The organism is Vibrio profundi (assembly GCF_005281835.1).
GTDB classification, from domain to species: Bacteria; Pseudomonadota; Gammaproteobacteria; order Enterobacterales; family Vibrionaceae; genus Vibrio; species Vibrio profundi.
The window spans coordinates 159721-175336 of sequence record NZ_RZIS01000002.1 but is presented as its reverse complement, the minus strand read 5'-3'; the positions used below and the strand labels follow the sequence as shown (position 1 = coordinate 175336).

At 44.8% G+C, this 15616-nt stretch carries 13 protein-coding genes; 4 read left to right on the top strand and 9 right to left on the bottom strand.

Translation table 11 applies throughout. The annotated features are described in order from the left end of the window. Nucleotides 1-88: 88 nt before the first annotated feature. Both ELZ11_RS05650 and ELZ11_RS05645 read right to left on the bottom strand, forming a co-directional pair. Nucleotides 89-1750: a methyl-accepting chemotaxis protein gene (locus ELZ11_RS05650; protein WP_137356409.1), complete on the bottom strand. Its 1662-nt coding sequence runs from the start codon at nt 1748-1750 to the stop codon at nt 89-91. 280 nt (nt 1751-2030) lie between these two features. After that, a complete protein-coding gene (locus tag ELZ11_RS05645) occupies nt 2031-2819 on the bottom strand; it encodes a DUF4344 domain-containing metallopeptidase (protein WP_244291613.1) in 789 nt (262 codons plus the stop codon). 222 nt (nt 2820-3041) lie between these two features. Between ELZ11_RS05645 and ELZ11_RS05640 the strand changes: the two genes are divergently transcribed. The 4 genes from ELZ11_RS05640 to ELZ11_RS05625 all read left to right on the top strand — a co-directional run bounded on the left by ELZ11_RS05640 (nt 3042) and on the right by ELZ11_RS05625 (nt 6303). Beyond that, a complete protein-coding gene (locus ELZ11_RS05640; protein WP_137356408.1) occupies nt 3042-3680 on the top strand; it encodes a CatB-related O-acetyltransferase in 639 nt (212 codons plus the stop codon). A 100-nt stretch (nt 3681-3780) separates the two neighbouring features. Beyond that, entirely contained in the window at nt 3781-4137 is a 357-nt protein-coding gene (locus ELZ11_RS05635; RefSeq protein ID WP_137356407.1) for a YibL family ribosome-associated protein, read from the top strand. Nucleotides 4138-4449: 312 nt separating this feature from the next. Further along, entirely contained in the window at nt 4450-5676 is a 1227-nt protein-coding gene (gene gltS, locus ELZ11_RS05630; protein ID WP_137356406.1) for a sodium/glutamate symporter, read from the top strand. A 207-nt stretch (nt 5677-5883) separates the two neighbouring features. Beyond that, entirely contained in the window at nt 5884-6303 is a 420-nt protein-coding gene (locus ELZ11_RS05625) for a hypothetical protein (RefSeq protein ID WP_244291612.1), read from the top strand. Nucleotides 6304-6405: 102 nt separating this feature from the next. Here ELZ11_RS05625 and ELZ11_RS05620 read toward each other — a convergent pair whose 3' ends face one another. The 7 genes from ELZ11_RS05620 to ELZ11_RS05590 form a co-directional block, all read right to left on the bottom strand. After that, complete coding sequence (locus ELZ11_RS05620; protein ID WP_137356405.1) at nt 6406-7272, bottom strand: glycerol kinase; 867 nt, start codon at nt 7270-7272, stop codon at nt 6406-6408. A gap of 133 nt (nt 7273-7405) precedes the next feature. Then, nucleotides 7406-8338, bottom strand: a complete 933-nt coding sequence (locus ELZ11_RS05615; protein ID WP_137356404.1) for a Gfo/Idh/MocA family protein — start codon at nt 8336-8338, stop codon at nt 7406-7408. A 123-nt stretch (nt 8339-8461) separates the two neighbouring features. Beyond that, nucleotides 8462-8992: an MltR family transcriptional regulator gene (locus ELZ11_RS05610; RefSeq protein WP_137356403.1), complete on the bottom strand. Its 531-nt coding sequence runs from the start codon at nt 8990-8992 to the stop codon at nt 8462-8464. Nucleotides 8993-9051: 59 nt separating this feature from the next. After that, complete coding sequence (locus ELZ11_RS05605) at nt 9052-10200, bottom strand: mannitol-1-phosphate 5-dehydrogenase (protein ID WP_137356402.1); 1149 nt, start codon at nt 10198-10200, stop codon at nt 9052-9054. 144 nt (nt 10201-10344) lie between these two features. Next, nucleotides 10345-12297 carry a PTS mannitol transporter subunit IICBA gene (locus ELZ11_RS05600; RefSeq protein ID WP_137356401.1) on the bottom strand — a complete coding sequence of 651 codons (1953 nt, stop codon included), beginning with the start codon at nt 12295-12297 and terminating at the stop codon, nt 10345-10347. A gap of 520 nt (nt 12298-12817) precedes the next feature. Continuing rightward, the gene (locus tag ELZ11_RS05595) at nt 12818-13951 is read right to left on the bottom strand and encodes a glycerate kinase (protein WP_137356400.1); all 1134 of its coding nucleotides are present in this window, start codon (nt 13949-13951) and stop codon (nt 12818-12820) included. 191 nt (nt 13952-14142) lie between these two features. Further along, nucleotides 14143-15495, bottom strand: coding sequence for a GntP family permease (locus ELZ11_RS05590; protein ID WP_137356399.1), 1353 nt, complete (start codon nt 15493-15495; stop codon nt 14143-14145). Nucleotides 15496-15616 lie beyond the last annotated feature (121 nt).

The window sequence follows — 15616 nt, the reverse complement described above, 5'->3', positions numbered from 1 at the left end:
TTACGTTCGATAAGAAACCTAGAGTGCAATAAAAAGAGCCAAGAGATTACCTCTTGGCTCTTTTGGTTTCATCTGTATTTTGGGCGATTTACACAGTAAATCGGTCTACAAGTTCGTAGAGCTGATGAGCTTTTCCATTCAAGTCTTGGCTGCCTGAACGGTTGGCATTGGCTAGGCTAGCCGATTGGTTGCTTTGGTCTGAAATTACGGTAATGCGCTGCGAGATCTCTTGGCCGACATGGCTTTGTTCTTGAGTCGCTGTCGCGATTAACGAGTTCATGTCCATGATGATGTCGATTGAGCCTTTGATTTTCTCTAAAGCTTCTTTGGCTGAATTGGCTTCAGTTACGGCGTTGGTACTGCGTGATTGGCTAGAGTCCATCGCTTTTACCGCGTTATCAGAAGCCGCTTTTAGTTGGTCAATCATCTGATTAATTTCACCGGTGCTTTCCTGCGTTCGGCTTGCAAGTTTACGCACTTCATCTGCTACGACGGCGAATCCGCGGCCTTGTTCTCCGGCACGAGCTGCTTCAATTGCGGCGTTTAGGGCTAATAAGTTAGTTTGTTCTGCGATGTCTTGAATCACTGCTAGTGAAGAGGAAATATTCTGTACGTCGCCTTCCAATTTAGAAATAACTTCACTGGCTTGAGCCACCTCTGAAGCCAAATCTTGAACGGAATGTACAGCCGATGAAACGATATCATTGGCCTCATTGACGTTATCTTCTGCGTCTTTGGCTGAATCGGCCGCTTGGTTAGCGTTGTTCGAGATTTCGTGCGCAGTAGAAGTCATCTCTGTCATCGCGGTCGCAACTTGATCGGTTTCCGTTTGCTGACCCGATGCCAGTTCATCGACTTGAGCGGCGCGGCTAGACATATTGTTGGTTTCTTCTACTACTTGCTGCCCAACCAAGCTTACCTTACCTATGATGTCTTGGAGGCTGGCAACAAAGGTATTGAAGTTTTTGGTTAACTCGTTGAACTCTGGAACGTTCGACACTTCCATACGTGCGGTGAGGTCGGCATCACCACTAGCGAAAGAGCGGATTGAATCGTCAAATTGCTCAAGAGGCTTCATGATGCTGCGATTGACATACACGGCAAAAAAGCTGACTAGGACCGCGATACCAAAACAGAATAAACCTATGGTCGTTAAGCTACGGTTTGCGACTGCTTTTGATTGCTCATCCATTTTGGCGATAGTCAGTTCTACATCGTCGGTGTAAAAGCCAGTCCCTATCATCATGTCCCACTGAGGAAAAAACACGGAATAGCTTAGTTTAGGTAAAGGCTCTGTTTGATTTGGCTTTGGAAAGTAATAGGTGGTGAATTTGTCGAGTTTGGCGTTCTTGATTAAATCTTGAATCAGGTAGTTGCCTTTTTTGTCTTGTAGGTTAAAGAAGTTTTCCCCTAAACCTTGGTCTGATTGCCCCTGTAACACTCGAATACCTTTTGACGTATAACCAAAGATGTATCCGTTTTCTGCGAAGTTAATTTCTTTTAACGTGTTGATGGCATCTTCACGCGTCCCGTTTGCCGCGATGATTGGGTTGAGCGCGGTTTTGGCGATGTCGATGTAAGATTTTAGTTCGGCTTTTTTCATCTCCATCATGCTGTCGCGAGTGGTTTGGATTTGTTGGTTATTGAGTTTGTTGAGCTCCATGTAAGTCAGCGACATGATACTGGCGGCGATGATAAGTAGTGGAACGATGGAAAGAATATAGAGGCGCTTGCGAATAGTAAGACTCATAAAATGTACATCCTGTTTGTATGGTTCGGCTGAGCACGGCTGAACCATCATTTATACTGATAGTTATAGTTGTAGATTACTCCTAAACTTTTGATTGAAATGTGAACAGCGCAGTATTTATAAAACTAAATATTAATACTTCTAATTTTAAGTGGTTGTTTTTAAAGGGTATTAAACTAAAGTCTAATGACTTTTTGGAGTTTGAGGCTGCAGGCGACGCTATTTTCGGTGATTAAGCAATGCCTGCAGTGATAACGAGAGGGGATTGTTTACTTAGCGACTATTCTTGGTTTTGCTGGTTGGCAAAGTAGCTATGCCAGTTTTCATCGAGCGCTTGAAAGTTGTATATGCAGAAATCTTTTCGATCTTTTAGATAATCATTCTCGACTTCATCAAGCAGGTTAGCGTGCTTTTCTGGGTCGCTGCCATACACTAAACAAAGCGTAGAAAAGTAGCGTTGTAGATCAAAGCTGTGTTCATCAATGTATTCGCCAAAATCGTAGTAATCAGGACGGTCGTCTGACTCAAAAGCAAACATGTCTGCTGCGCTTATCGCGGCGTCATCACCGTTCTCAATGTAGTTCAGCATCAATAGCGTTGCGAAGTTATCGACGGCGTCTTCTTCTTTCCCTAATACGGCGATGTTTTGATCAGCCACATAGGCGTGTCCTGCTTCATGTAAAAGGGTGTGCAATAAAGTGTCGATTGCACCTAGTTGAGCTGACTTGCCGTATTTTTCGTCGTAATTATTTTTGGCGAAGTAGTCGATAGATTCTGAATAAAAGGAGTAGGGAATATGAACCGTGTGGACTTCAGGATCATACATCGGCCCTTCTTCACCACCATATTGAATGGTTAAGGTTTGGTTGAATGGGAAAAGCTGATCAGACAGCTCCGCCACCGTAGTATTGACCTCGCTTTGTTGAATCTGCTCTTTTAACTGACTCTCTTCTTGGCTTTGAGTCGGCAGAAACTTAAAGGTGATGTTCTGTTCCGCAAGGTTTTTGGCCGCGATACTCGGCAGAGTAATGAGCAGGCTACTGAGCCCCATAATGAGCAATGGTTTCATTGAGATCCTCTTATTATATTTATTGGTACACTTTATAACTTTACTGGATATTGACATGTGAGCAATACACATTAGTTATAGTTGAGAAAACCGAGGGATTTCAATGTTACTTATCGCATATCTACTTCAACCATGGATTCATTAGGCGCTGTTTTTACACATAAAACAGTGCTGCGGATTTCTCTGTAGCGCATTCTTTATAGCTATCTAAGAGAACAGAAAATGACTCAAAAACACTGGTCTAAATATCAACTGCTGCATCAAGTGGTGCAAAACAAAAACATCCATATTAAAGGCACTTATAGTTATTACAGCGATTGTTGGGATAATGGGTTTGAAGATTCCGTCGTTCGTTATTTACATGGAGATGCGGTTAGCAAAGTCTGGGAGTCTCGCTGGCCTGTCGATCAACTGTATATCGGTAACTATGTGTGCATTGGCGCTGAGGCCGTGATTCTGATGGGCGGGAATCATACTCACCGCGCGGATTGGTTTACTTTATATCCTTTTATGGATTTCATCGATGAAGCGTACCAAAGTAAAGGTGATACTCAGATTCATGATGGGGCTTGGATTGGAATGCGAGCGATGATAATGCCGGGTGTCACGCTCGGTGAAGGAGCGATTGTTGCGGCAAACAGTGTGGTAACGCGAGATGTTCCGCCATACGCTGTTGTAGGTGGTTCTCCAGCAACCATTATTAAGTATCGATTTGATGAAGAGACAATCGAAACGCTTTTAGCATTAGAGATTTATGAATGGCCTGAAGCCAAATTTAATGCATTGAAAAGGCATTTGTGTAGCTCGGATCTTGATGGGTTAAAACAGGCGCTCAGAGATTATGAATTGGGCGAACAATAATGGGAAAACACCGCCAATAAGATAAATTTCGGTCAAGGCTAACCCTGTGCTATACTCCGCGCCCCAATCCGCATTGGCTTGCTTAATTTAGGAAATTATTATGAGTGGTAAAAACGAACTTCAACAAATTAACAATCGTCTAGATAAGTGTCGCCATAAGCTTGCGGCTGCGAAATCTCGTAACGACGGTCCTGTTATTCGTCAATTCGAAGACGAAATTAAAAAGTTGAATAAGAAAATTGCTCAGCTTAAACATAAGCAAAGCTACGACATCAACCAAGAACGCAAATCACTTATTGATATGCCATTTAGTCGTGCGATTACCAAAGCAGAACAAGCGGATATGGGCAAACTGAAGAAGTCAGTTAAGGGCTTAATTGTTGTTCACCCAATGACAAAAATTGGCAAAGAACTTCGTTTGGAAGTGATGACAGGGTACGCCCCGAAAAAATTCTAATTACCTGAAAGGTAATAAAAAAGGAGCTAGTAATAGCTCCTTTTTGCATTTCTTAGGGGTAGAAAAAGTGAACTGTGATTGAAAATGACTATCGTTATTTGTTAATAGCAAATTTGATAGTAATCACAAAAGCTTGGCTTATTTATAAAACTTAACTTGCCGCTAACATAACCCCCCTTTAGTTCGGTAAGTTGGGGCGCTTTTTCAACCATGTACTAACATGAGTAAACAAATGAATAGGACGACATAAGCAGTTATTGACCAGTAATCAATCTCATTAGGGAAGATGAGAGACAAATAATTAGAGGTTATATGAATCATTTAATTTCAGTAGGGCCACTAGAATCTTTCCTAATCGCGATTAGTGTGTTGTTTCTAGGCCATTTTGTTAACACTAAGCTACCTGTACTAAAGAAATACAATATCCCCGAGCCAATCGTCGGTGGTCTTATTGTTGCCTGTGCCATCACAGCACTGCATTTTAACGGTGTGGATCTAGAGTTCTCTCTGCCATTACAAAACACCTTCATGCTGATGTTCTTTGCGACCGTAGGTCTTGCCGCGAACTATACTCAGTTGATGAAAGGCGGCGCCAAGGTATTCCTATTCTTAGGGGTGGCTTCTGTCTATATCATCATTCAAAACGGTGTGGGTGTAACGCTTGCCACTGCTTTAGGCTTAGAGCCTTTAATGGGCCTAATTGCTGGCTCAATCACGCTGTCGGGCGGTCATGGTACCGGTGCGGCTTGGTCACAAACCTTCTCTGAAAACTACGGCATTGCTAATACGTTAGAGATCGCGATGGCCTCGGCAACGTTTGGCTTAATCATTGGTGGCATCATCGGTAGCCCTGTGGCGCAGAAGCTTATCGATAAGAATCAGATTGAATCGGACTATGGCACAGGCACCACAACCCATGAACGCTTCCCTGAGTTGGTTACATACAACGAGTACGAAGAAGACAAAGTGACGGCCAAGAAAGTTATCGAAGTCCTGTTTATTCTGTTGATTTGTGTAACCGGTGCTCAATACTTAGAAGCTTGGGTAAGTACCTTTGAAATCAAATGGTTAATGATTCCTGACTTCGTTTATGCGCTGTTTATCGGTGTGTTCATCACGAACGTAATGGAAGTGACTAAAGTACATAAGATTGATACCGAAACGGTCGATATTCTAGGTACGGTGTCATTGTCATTGTTCCTAGCCATGGCGTTAATGAGCTTAAAACTGTGGAATATCTTCGATCTAGCGATTCCATTCTTAGTGATATTGGCAGTTCAAGCGGTGGTGTTAGGTATCTTTGCTTACTTTGTGACGTTCAAAGTCATGGGGTCTAACTATGACGCAGCCGTGATGGCTGGTGGCCACTGCGGCTTTGGTTTAGGGGCAACGCCTACCGCGGTTATGAACATGGGTTCTTTGGTCAACCGATTTGGCCCGTCCCCACAAGCCTTTATGGTCGTACCGATCGTTGGAGCCTTTTTCATCGATATCGTGAACCTGATTATCCTTCAAGGCTATATTTCTTTTATCGGATAATTTGGGTTGTTCTACGCTTAAAAAGCTCTGCCATATGGCGGAGCTTTTTTGTATCCATCGCATGAGATTCGGCTCTAATAGCTTCACAGTTCGTGTTTTAAAGTATGACAGCCTTACCCCTTACAAATCTTACTTACAGGCGCTTACAACGGTGTACAGTGGCTCGTGATACCTTGTGCGTCATCATCAGGACCTGAGGGGGACGTTATGTTGCGAGCTTTTCTATTATGCAGTGCGCTGGTTACTGGCACCGGCTACGCACAGTCAAATGTGTATTTGGGGGCCGACTATTTATCAAATGACGCTAACTACGCGCTTCAGTATGGTTTCTATTTTGATGCGAACCCAGAACTCGATTTTGGCTATGAGCTTGAGTACGCTAAATACAGCCAACAAGTCCACTCATTTGGTATCAATATCAAGCCTGCTTTTAGGCAGCAGAACTTCTATTTAGCCCCCATTGGTGGTGCGCACTATTTCAGTGATGATGTGGATTTTGGCTTTATCTATGGAGTGGAAGTCGGATACATCACAGGGCCGATCACAGTGCGTGCTGGCTATAAGGAATCTTCTGAAGCATTTAAGTACAACGATAATCTGTACCTAGGTGCAGCCTTAGTTTTTTAACTTGTCGTAAGCCCCAAGTTAATTTTTGGCTGTACTCGCTAGGCTCTTGACTATTCGGCGGGTACAGCCTTCTTTTTAAAAAGGGGCGAACGGTTAAGTGTTTTAGTAGGCCTTGATGCCAAATGGGCGAAGTAGGGCGGGTAATACCGAGTCTAGCTGCGCAATGTCTTCAGGGTGTATTTCGATAAGTGGGAAGCCATGCTTTTTGTATACCGCCAGCTTGGCTCGCTTCACTTTCTCATCTGTTGCGCCATTATCCGATCCCCAATACTGCAAATACACCTTGCCACTTGGTAAGTAGAAGTCACTAATGACATCTTCTTCAATTGGCAATTGCCTTTCGTAGGCATGAACCACACCCGCCATGTAAAGCCAGTTATCTATGATCAGTTCTCCTTTGGAGCGAACATAGTGACCATCAAGAGTGCGGTGCTTTGCTTCAAACTTTTGGCGAAAGCTCGAAATGGAAACGTCGGTGGAGTGGGTTTCAGCATCTTGCCCTAAGAACTCAACAACGGATTGTCTAAGGCGTTTGTTTTTCGTAAGGGTGTCATGCCATACCACGAACTGATTCTGGGAGGTTTTGTCTTCTCGCTGCTCACCACCAGCTCGTAAACCTGACTCAGTGATCAGCCAGCTTTGATCGTCGCGGTGAATCCATCCTAATTCACTCAAGAGTAGGTTTATCTTTTTAGCACTGAGGTTGAAGCTTTCGCCAAGCTGGGTCGCGGTGAGCGTTTTGCCTGCCGTTGCAGCAAGATCGATCAATAAGTTTTCAGGCCAGACGATGAAAGTCCCAAACTTAGGGTGATTGACGTATTCCCCGCCAAAACGTTCCCCAATTTCAGTGAGTATCCATTTGTTTTCTGAACGCACGATGTAGCCCGCTGTTTTGAGTTCGCTAAACAGCTGTTTGGCATCTTGTTCGCGGAGCTTTGCGAGTGCGGAAGTGGATAGTTTGTCTGACATAACCGGCCTGCATGATTTGTTGTCAACGGTGAGTGTGAGTGTACCTCAACTCGCGGCGCTTGCTAAACCGCTAAGGCCGCGGTGAGCAAGCGCTCTAAGTGTGTTTCTTTGCCTGGTGAAGCGAGTGCTATGTTTACGGCTGTACTTGCTGTTTAATGCGCTCGAATAAGGCTTCTGCTAATTGGTGAGAGGCAAGGTTTCGCTCGACCACCTTATCGCTTATCGCCCCTTTTGATACCACGGAAACCCAATCATCCAGCATCGCTTCGAAGCCTTTACTCGCGAGCATAGGCGTCCAATCTTTTAGCGTGAGTTTAGTATGCTGATTGTTTTTCCAACCGTTGCCTTCAACAAAGGATCCAAACTCGTACGCTTCATTCACAAAACTGGCTGATACCGTTTCAGAAGTAATACCGAATTGACGATTCATCGAAGCGTGCAGCAAAGTATCGTTATGCTGCCACTGAATATCGACACGCGCTAGCTGAGAGCCTGCCATTTGGTGTGTGATATACGCATCTTTAATATCGGCTTTGGCATATAAGTTGACACTGTCTAGTGGGTGGATGAAGTCGTCGAAGATGAAGGTGCGTAGGTCACCAGGTAAATCATGACGGTTCTTTTCCCAGCGGAGTGAACGGAGATCGGTACGTTCTCCAGTTTGGACGCCAGTTAGGTGTTGGTTATACAGCGGAATATGGCGGCGATTGAAGCCGACATAAAGCGGCGTGTTGTGCTTGCTAGCCAGTTCGTAGAGTTTTTCGCACTCCGCCGCGGTATCAGCGAGTGGCTTATCAACGAACGTGGGAATGCCACGAGTGAGAAAATGGGAAGCGACTTTGAAGTGCGCTGACGTCGCGGCGTGAATCATCACAGCATCGACGTGTTTAGAAGGAAGCTCGCGATAATCTTGGCAATATTCAGCGACGCGATGCGTGTCCGCTAATTGCTTTAACAATTCGTAGTTTCGGGTGCAAAAAATAGGCTCTACTTCAGGGAGTTGGGTAATGATAGGGAGGTACGCTTTGCAGGCGATATCACCCAAGCCAATGATGCCGATTCTCATAGTTAATGTCCGTAACAGGTTGTTTTATTGACATTAACATAGTCTAGCGTGAAGTGGTGTTAGTTGCGCGGCAAGTTATGAGAAAGCTAAAGCCTAGAGTGACTTTAGCTTAGGAGTGAAGCATTAGAATGGGCTGTCTTTTGCGAGTTCGTTGCAGATTTCGACAATCGCAAGAGACAAGCCAGAACGAATGATTTGTTGCTGACGCATCAGCTGAAGTTCATAGAATTCGATATCAATGTCGTCGTCAGGCTCGCTGACTTCCAGTTGCACCATTCCCATGCTTTTGACCAAGTTTAATTCTTTAATTGGTATTAAGATTTGTGGGGCCGTGAATTCGTACTCTGCACCATCGCTGTTGAGTTTATTGCGCAGCTTAATAATCGCTTCGATATCGTGGTAAATGTTGTTAGGTAATACGCCAAGTCCAAATAACAATTTGAGCCTGACGGAAAGATCGCCGAGTGGGCCAGTGTCTTGTAGCAAGGGGCCGACAACGGACTGCACCGCAAAATCATCTTTAAGAAAAATGCGCTGAATTAATGCATCAATCGAGCTTTCAAACACTTCGACGGACGCGATAAAGAACCCTCGTACAGAAGAGGTCGCATTCAGTTTTTCGATGATATCGGTTTCGTTAATCGTGTTTGCCATATACTGATCTAATAATTATTGAGGGAGAAGTACTCTCCCTCTTTTAATGTGTGCTTTGGTTATATTTGGTTAAACAGCACTTCAATCTTTTCGACTTCGGTACTCTGCTCGTCTAAGCCTGTGTACTTCGCGAGAGTTTTCTTTATTCCGTTGTCTGCAATGGATTGTTGTAGCTCTATTGCTTGCGGATCGGATTCATTGGTGTACTTCAGTGCAGCGGCGATGCCTTTCAATAGAGTATCGTTTTTCACGCCGTACTCTATTGTACCGAGTAATGGCTTGATTAATCTATCGTTTACGCCAAGTTTGCGAATTGGCTGGCGGCCTACACGGTCGACTTCATCGACCAAGTAAGGGTTTGCAAATCGGCCCAAAATTTTTTCGATGTACGCGTTGTGTAGCTCTCGATCAAAACCGTAGCGTTGAATTAAGACTTCACCGCTTTCTTGCATGGCTTGTTTTACTTGATCGTGGATGTCTTTATCTTCAATGGCTTCACGAATGGTGCGATGGCCTTTTAAACAACCTAAGTAAGCCGTAATGCAGTGGCCTGTGTTGAGTGTGAACAGTTTACGCTCGACAAATGCCATTAGATTGTCGGTTTTTTCCATGCCTTCAATCGACGGAATGTCACCTTTGAATTGCTGTTCATCGACAATCCATTCACTAAAACTTTCAACAGTGACTTCCAGTGGGTCGTCATTGGCAGCTTCTGCTGGTGGGACAATACGGTCAACTGCTGAATCGACAAAGCCGACAAGTTCGTCGGTTTTACCGTGTAAAGAAGAATCTAAGTGTTTGTATACTTCACCTTTAAGGTGAGTGGTGCCGCGAACCATGTTCTCGCACGCGATGATATTTAAAGCTTGTTCATTGCCTGATTCGAATCGCTTAGTGATACCCGTTGCGATGGTTTTGGCAATGATGTCTAGAACGTTGGGACCTACCGCTGTCGTGACCAAATCAGTATGGATAATGCGATCAATCACATCTTCGCTGGCTGAGTTGACTGCGGTGACGTGGGTGACGGTATCGATTTGGCATTGAGAGCCTACGACTTTTACTTTGTATTGCTGGTCATGGCTTAACTGGTCGATTAGTGGGGCATCCACGTCTGCAAAGGTTACTGCGACGTCCGCGTCCGCGAGCAACTTACCGATGAAACCACGACCAATGTTACCTGCGCCAAAATGAACTGCTTTTTTCATAACTATTACCTACTCAAAAATAAAACCAAAAAATTTGCTTAAAAAGTGCCGAGAAAATCAAAGTTACTTAAGGGTGAGGCCTGCCGCATAGGGGGTGACAGCAAGACCTCATATTGCTCAGGAGCAATAAACCTCAGGTATGAACTAAGCGGCTTGGCTACCAGATAGAATGTTTAAAATTTCATTCACATCTGTCGTCGACGTTAAGCGCTCGATTGCGTTTGGCTCATCTAGAGCATTGGTAATAGAAGTAATAACTTGAATGTGTTCATCGTTTTTCGCTGCGATGCCGATAACCAGTTTTGCTTGGTCTTCTTCATCTTCACCGAACTGGATACCCGATGGGTATTGGCAAATAACAATACCGGTTTTGAGTACGCGGTCTTTGGCTTCTACAGTGCCATGTGGAACGGCGATAGATTCGCCAAGGTATGTTGAAACCAGCTTTTCACGTTCAAACATGGCATCAACGTATTCAGGTTCTGCATAGCCCAATTCAACCAGTTGGTTTCCAGCAAAACGGATAGCTTCATCTTTGTTGGCTGCTTGCAGGCCAATATGAATGTTCTTTTGTTCAATCTGGAAAACTGAGTTTGGTTGAGGCTCGTAAAAATCATCGTTGGCCGCGACCGCTGATACTTTTACTGCTTGGCTGTCGTTAGCTGCTGGCGCATTCTTTGCTGCCATTAAGCGTAGAACAAGCTGGCTGTACATTTCGCTGTCTAGGAAGTTAGTTAGCGAGATGTGTTCTGCGTGCGCTGCGTGTTTGCGTGCACGGTCAGTTAAGTCTTTGTGAGTGATTACAATGTCTACCGATTCAGGCAGGCTGTTAATTGCACAGTTTTCAACGCTGATGTTAAGACCTGATTCTTGTACTTTTTTGCGAAGTAGACTTGCACCCATCGCACTTGAGCCCATGCCTGCATCACACGCAACAATAATGCTCTGCACATTTGCTAGGTCGATGTCGCCTTTCGCTTGAGTCGTAGTGCCAGCTTGGCCTTTAGAAGACGCTTTCATGCCTTTCATTTGTGACGTTGCTTTTTCTAGTGATGCACCATCACCATCTTCTTCAGTGGTTTTCTGTGTTTTTAGCAATAGTGATGCAACAGCGAAAGATACTGCAGTTGCCGACACGATTGACGCTACAACACCGATGATTGACGCTTTTTGCGTTAGAAGCAAGATAGCGAAGATAGAACCAGGTGATGCTGGAGATACGATACCCGCATCAAATACAGTAAGAACGAAGACACCAGTCATGCCACCTGCGATAGCCGCTAGGATCAAACGTGGGTTCATCAAAATGTATGGGAAGTAAATTTCGTGGATACCACCGAAGAAGTGGATGATCGACGCGCCGCCAGCCGTTTGTTTTGCAGTACCTTTACCAAACACCATGTAAGCTAAAAGAATACCTAGGCCAGGACCTGGGTTCGCTTCGATAAGGAAGAAGATTGATTTGCCAGCGTCTGCTGCTTGTTGAATACCAAGTGGTGAGAAAATTCCGTGGTTGATTGCGTTGTTCAGGAATAGAATCTTCGCAGGTTCAACAAAAATGGAAGTAAGAGGTAATAGACCTGCTTCGACTAAGAAGTTTACGCCACCTGCTAATCCGCCAGACAATACCTTCACAAAAGGGCCAATCAGAAGGAAAGCGATGATCGCACAGATCATACCGATGATGCCTGCAGAGAAGTTGTTAACCAACATCTCAAAGCCGCTTTTCACTTTGCCTTGAACTTTGGCATCAAAGGTCTTAATCGCCCAGCCACCCATAGGGCCAACAATCATTGCACCCATGAACATTGGAATATCAGTACCAACGATAACACCCATAGTCGTAATAGCACCAACGACTGCACCGCGCTCGCCACCTACAATTTTACCACCAGTGTAGCCAATCAGTAATGGCAGTAGGTAAGTGATCATTGGGCCTACCATTGACGCCAATGTTTCATTTGGTAGCCAACCAGTAGGGATAAAGAGTGCGGTTATAAAGCCCCACGCGATAAACGCGCCAATGTTAGGCATAACCATGTTAGATAAAAATCGACCAAAATTTTGTACCTTGATCTTTGCATCTGGTGATATCATGAGGATTCCCCGTTTGATGTTCTTTTGAATATTGTGGATAACGGTTCGCCAAAACCGTTGATTGCTTAGTACCCAATCAATTTACCACATGATTTCAGTTTAGAACTGACAACGGGTTTTTTGTGACCCAAGCCTCGCTATTGATTCCTTCCTACTCTTTTTATCGTGATCTAATTCTCGTATTGACAGTGTAATTTCATTACAAATACCTATATATCGAATAGTCAATAATTATTTATCGATCAAGATCTCATTTTTGCGTTGATCGATAACTAAACATATAGTGATCATTGTCACGTTATTTGTATATCCTGACATTGCTCTAAATTACAGAGTGATCAAGATCACTAGTGCTTAATTATTTTGCGTGTTGAAATAAATTGTTGCTCGCATTTATCGCGGAATTGTAATTGAGTAACATGTTAATAGTGTGTGAAGGTGAGAGGCGCTGGTTGGGTGTGGTGGTATAAAAAAGCCCTCTAGCGAAGAACTAAAGGGCTATTTGGGAATCGGTTGTTGCTTATCGATTAATATTCCAAAGGCGCGCAACATTTTCCGCTAAGTCAGCAACATTAAAGTCGGCTTCTTTTATAGCGATGTCTAACTCCATAGCGCGTGGTACGGCGGAAAAAACCGCATCAATGCCATGTTCATAGACGGCTTGATAGCCTTCTCCGGTACAACCTGCCAATGCTATCACGGGGAGATCGAAACGTTTGGCGACTTTAGCTACGCCTACTGGAGTTTTACCGTGGATGGTTTGGCTATCGATACGCCCTTCACCTGTGATGACGATATCCGCTTTAGCGACTGTTTCACTGAGTCGAACAGTCTCTAGCACAATTTCAATACCAGGCTTTAGTGTGGCGTTGGTGTAAGCCAATAATGCAGCTCCCATGCCCCCAGCGGCACCTGCACCCGCGATATTCAATACCGACACACCAGTCACTTGCTCAGTGAGCTGACCAAATTGGTGTAATGCATTGTCGAGCAAAAGGATATCTTGTTTTGTCGCGCCTTTTTGAGGGCCGAATATTGCGGTGGAGCCTTTGTCACCACACAAAGGGTTGTCTACATCGCAGGCCACTAGTAGCTCGCAGCTCGCCAGTCTAGGATCGAGATCGCTGGTATCAATGGCATTGAGTGAAATTAAGCTGCCACCTGTGCCGTCAATTAGCTCGCCATTTTCGTTGGTGCACTTTGCCCCTAACGCCATCAACATTCCAATGCCAGCGTCGTTAGTCGCACTACCGCCTAAGCCAATAATTAGACGCTTCATGCCTTGATTTAAAGCGTGCTGAATCAGCTGGCCGGTTCCGTAGCTGCTAGTCGTTTTTGGATCGCGTTGATTCGCAGGGACATGATGTAATCCACTTGCGGCAGCCATTTCGATGACCGCAGTTTGGTTATCTCCCAAGATGCCGTAAAAGGCTTCAACCGGTTTGCCTTGTGGGCCTTGAACTTGTAAGTGAACTAAGCGTCCCTTTGTAGCATCAACCAGGGATTGTACTGTGCCTTCACCACCATCTGCGACTGGCACAGAAATGAATTCCGCATCGTGCCACACTCGTTGTAAGCCAGCTTGTATGGCGTCGCTGACCTGCTTTGCACTTAGGCTTTCTTTAAATGAATCTGGGGCGATAACCACTTTCATATCACTATCCTGTTATTGGTTTTTGTGTCCGCTTTTATCCAGTTGGAATGAAGTGGACTTTCTTTTTATTCAAAGAAGATTTTCAAAATCGAGACTAAGTAAAAACGAGTGTTCAGTAATTTAGTTAGGCCTCTGTTTTTAACTTAACCATTTTTGCTAGTTGGCAGAGGCCTATTCACTCGTATAGCTAACTAAAGAAGCACTAAGCTTAGGATGTAAACTAATGCCATGGCGGTAACACCTTGTACCAAAGTCGCCATAGTTTGCGCTCGGTACGCTAGGCCAACCGACATACGGCTGAATTGAGATACCACCCAGAAGAAGCTGTCATTGGCATGGGAAACGGTCATTGCACCAGCACCAATCGCCATTACCGTCAGTACACGACCCATTTCAGAATCTAAACCTAATTGGCTTAGCATAGGTGCCACTAATGCGGAGGTCGTAACCAAAGCAACCGTCGATGAGCCTTGAGCTGATTTAAGTGCGGCCGCGACGATGAATGGCATAAAGATACCCACGCCAAGTGCCGATAATGTCATTCCAAGGTAATCACCCAGTGGCGTGGCTTTCAGTACCGCACCGAATGCACCACCCGCACCTGTAATCAGTAGGATTGGCGCAGCAGAGGTAATGCCTTGGCTAATGCGCTCGCCAAATTCTTCCACTTTATTGTCTGATTTCAGTAAACGGGTAGACAAGAATAGGCCGATAATAAGGGCAGTAAGTGGCTGACCTAAGAAAGACAACACATCAAATAGAGCGCCATCGCCTAGCGGTAAGCTTGGGAACTTAGCAATGGAGCCAAAACAGATAAGTAGAATAGGGACGAAAATAGGCGCGAATGCTTGGCTAGCGGTTGGTAGTTCACCGTAAGAGGCTTTTAGTGCTTTCCAATCTTGTTGGATTTCTTCTTGTTGCGCTTCACCATCTGGCTCAACATTTTTAAAGCGATTTGCCCAAAGCATACCTGCCATAGCTGCAGTTGCGGCAATAAAGACACCGATACCGATAACGAGACCCAAGTTAGACTCTAATCCTAAGTTACCAGCGGCAGCAATTGGGCCTGGTGTTGGTGGTACGAAAGTATGAGTCGCGTACAAACCAGTGGCTAATGCAACGCTCATTGCAACGCTTGAAGTGCGTAGGCGTTTCGATAACGATTCTTTAAGAGAGTTCAGAATTACAAACCCTGAGTCACAGAATACCGGCACAGACACAATGTAACCGATGATGCTCATGGTTAGAGTTGGGAAGCGTTCGCCCAGTACTTTGATCACCGTGTCGGCCATGGTGATGGCAGCGCCACTTTTCTCTAGAATTACACCAATGATGGTACCTAGAACAATGACCAGACCTATGTAGCCAAGGATGCCGCCAAAGCCAGATGCGATGGTTTTCGCGATGCTGTCTGCTGGTAAACCGTAAGCGAATGCCGCTAAAAAGGCCGCTACGATCAATGCCAAAAATGGGTGCAGTTTAAATTTGGTGGTGGCGAGGACGATAAAGGCTATCACCCCCAAAAGAATAAAGATAAGACTCATGATAACTCCGTTTATTATAGTGTTCTCTTCAGTAAACGATGGGTGGTTTACGAGAGGTCTGTAGGGACGAGGTTATTATCCAACCAATCAACAATGCTTCCTTTAGGCAACTCACCAAATA

Excerpts from the sequence above, each read along its gene's own strand:
- ELZ11_RS05620 (WP_137356405.1), bottom strand. The coding sequence starts at position 7,272 with ATGTCAGACAAACTATCCACTTCCGCACTCGCAAAGCTCCGCGAACAA.
- ELZ11_RS05590 (WP_137356399.1), bottom strand. The coding sequence starts at position 15,495 with ATGAGTCTTATCTTTATTCTTTTGGGGGTGATAGCCTTTATCGTCCTC.
- ELZ11_RS05650 (WP_137356409.1), bottom strand. The coding sequence starts at position 1,750 with ATGAGTCTTACTATTCGCAAGCGCCTCTATATTCTTTCCATCGTTCCA.
- ELZ11_RS05605 (WP_137356402.1), bottom strand. The coding sequence starts at position 10,200 with ATGAAAAAAGCAGTTCATTTTGGCGCAGGTAACATTGGTCGTGGTTTC.
- ELZ11_RS05640 (WP_137356408.1), top strand. The coding sequence starts at position 3,042 with ATGACTCAAAAACACTGGTCTAAATATCAACTGCTGCATCAAGTGGTG.
- gltS (WP_137356406.1), top strand. The coding sequence starts at position 4,450 with ATGAATCATTTAATTTCAGTAGGGCCACTAGAATCTTTCCTAATCGCG.
- ELZ11_RS05600 (WP_137356401.1), bottom strand. The coding sequence starts at position 12,297 with ATGATATCACCAGATGCAAAGATCAAGGTACAAAATTTTGGTCGATTT.
- ELZ11_RS05645 (WP_244291613.1), bottom strand. The coding sequence starts at position 2,819 with ATGAAACCATTGCTCATTATGGGGCTCAGTAGCCTGCTCATTACTCTG.
- ELZ11_RS05625 (WP_244291612.1), top strand. The coding sequence starts at position 5,884 with ATGTTGCGAGCTTTTCTATTATGCAGTGCGCTGGTTACTGGCACCGGC.
- ELZ11_RS05595 (WP_137356400.1), bottom strand. The coding sequence starts at position 13,951 with ATGAAAGTGGTTATCGCCCCAGATTCATTTAAAGAAAGCCTAAGTGCA.
- ELZ11_RS05635 (WP_137356407.1), top strand. The coding sequence starts at position 3,781 with ATGAGTGGTAAAAACGAACTTCAACAAATTAACAATCGTCTAGATAAG.
- ELZ11_RS05610 (WP_137356403.1), bottom strand. The coding sequence starts at position 8,992 with ATGGCAAACACGATTAACGAAACCGATATCATCGAAAAACTGAATGCG.
- ELZ11_RS05615 (WP_137356404.1), bottom strand. The coding sequence starts at position 8,338 with ATGAGAATCGGCATCATTGGCTTGGGTGATATCGCCTGCAAAGCGTAC.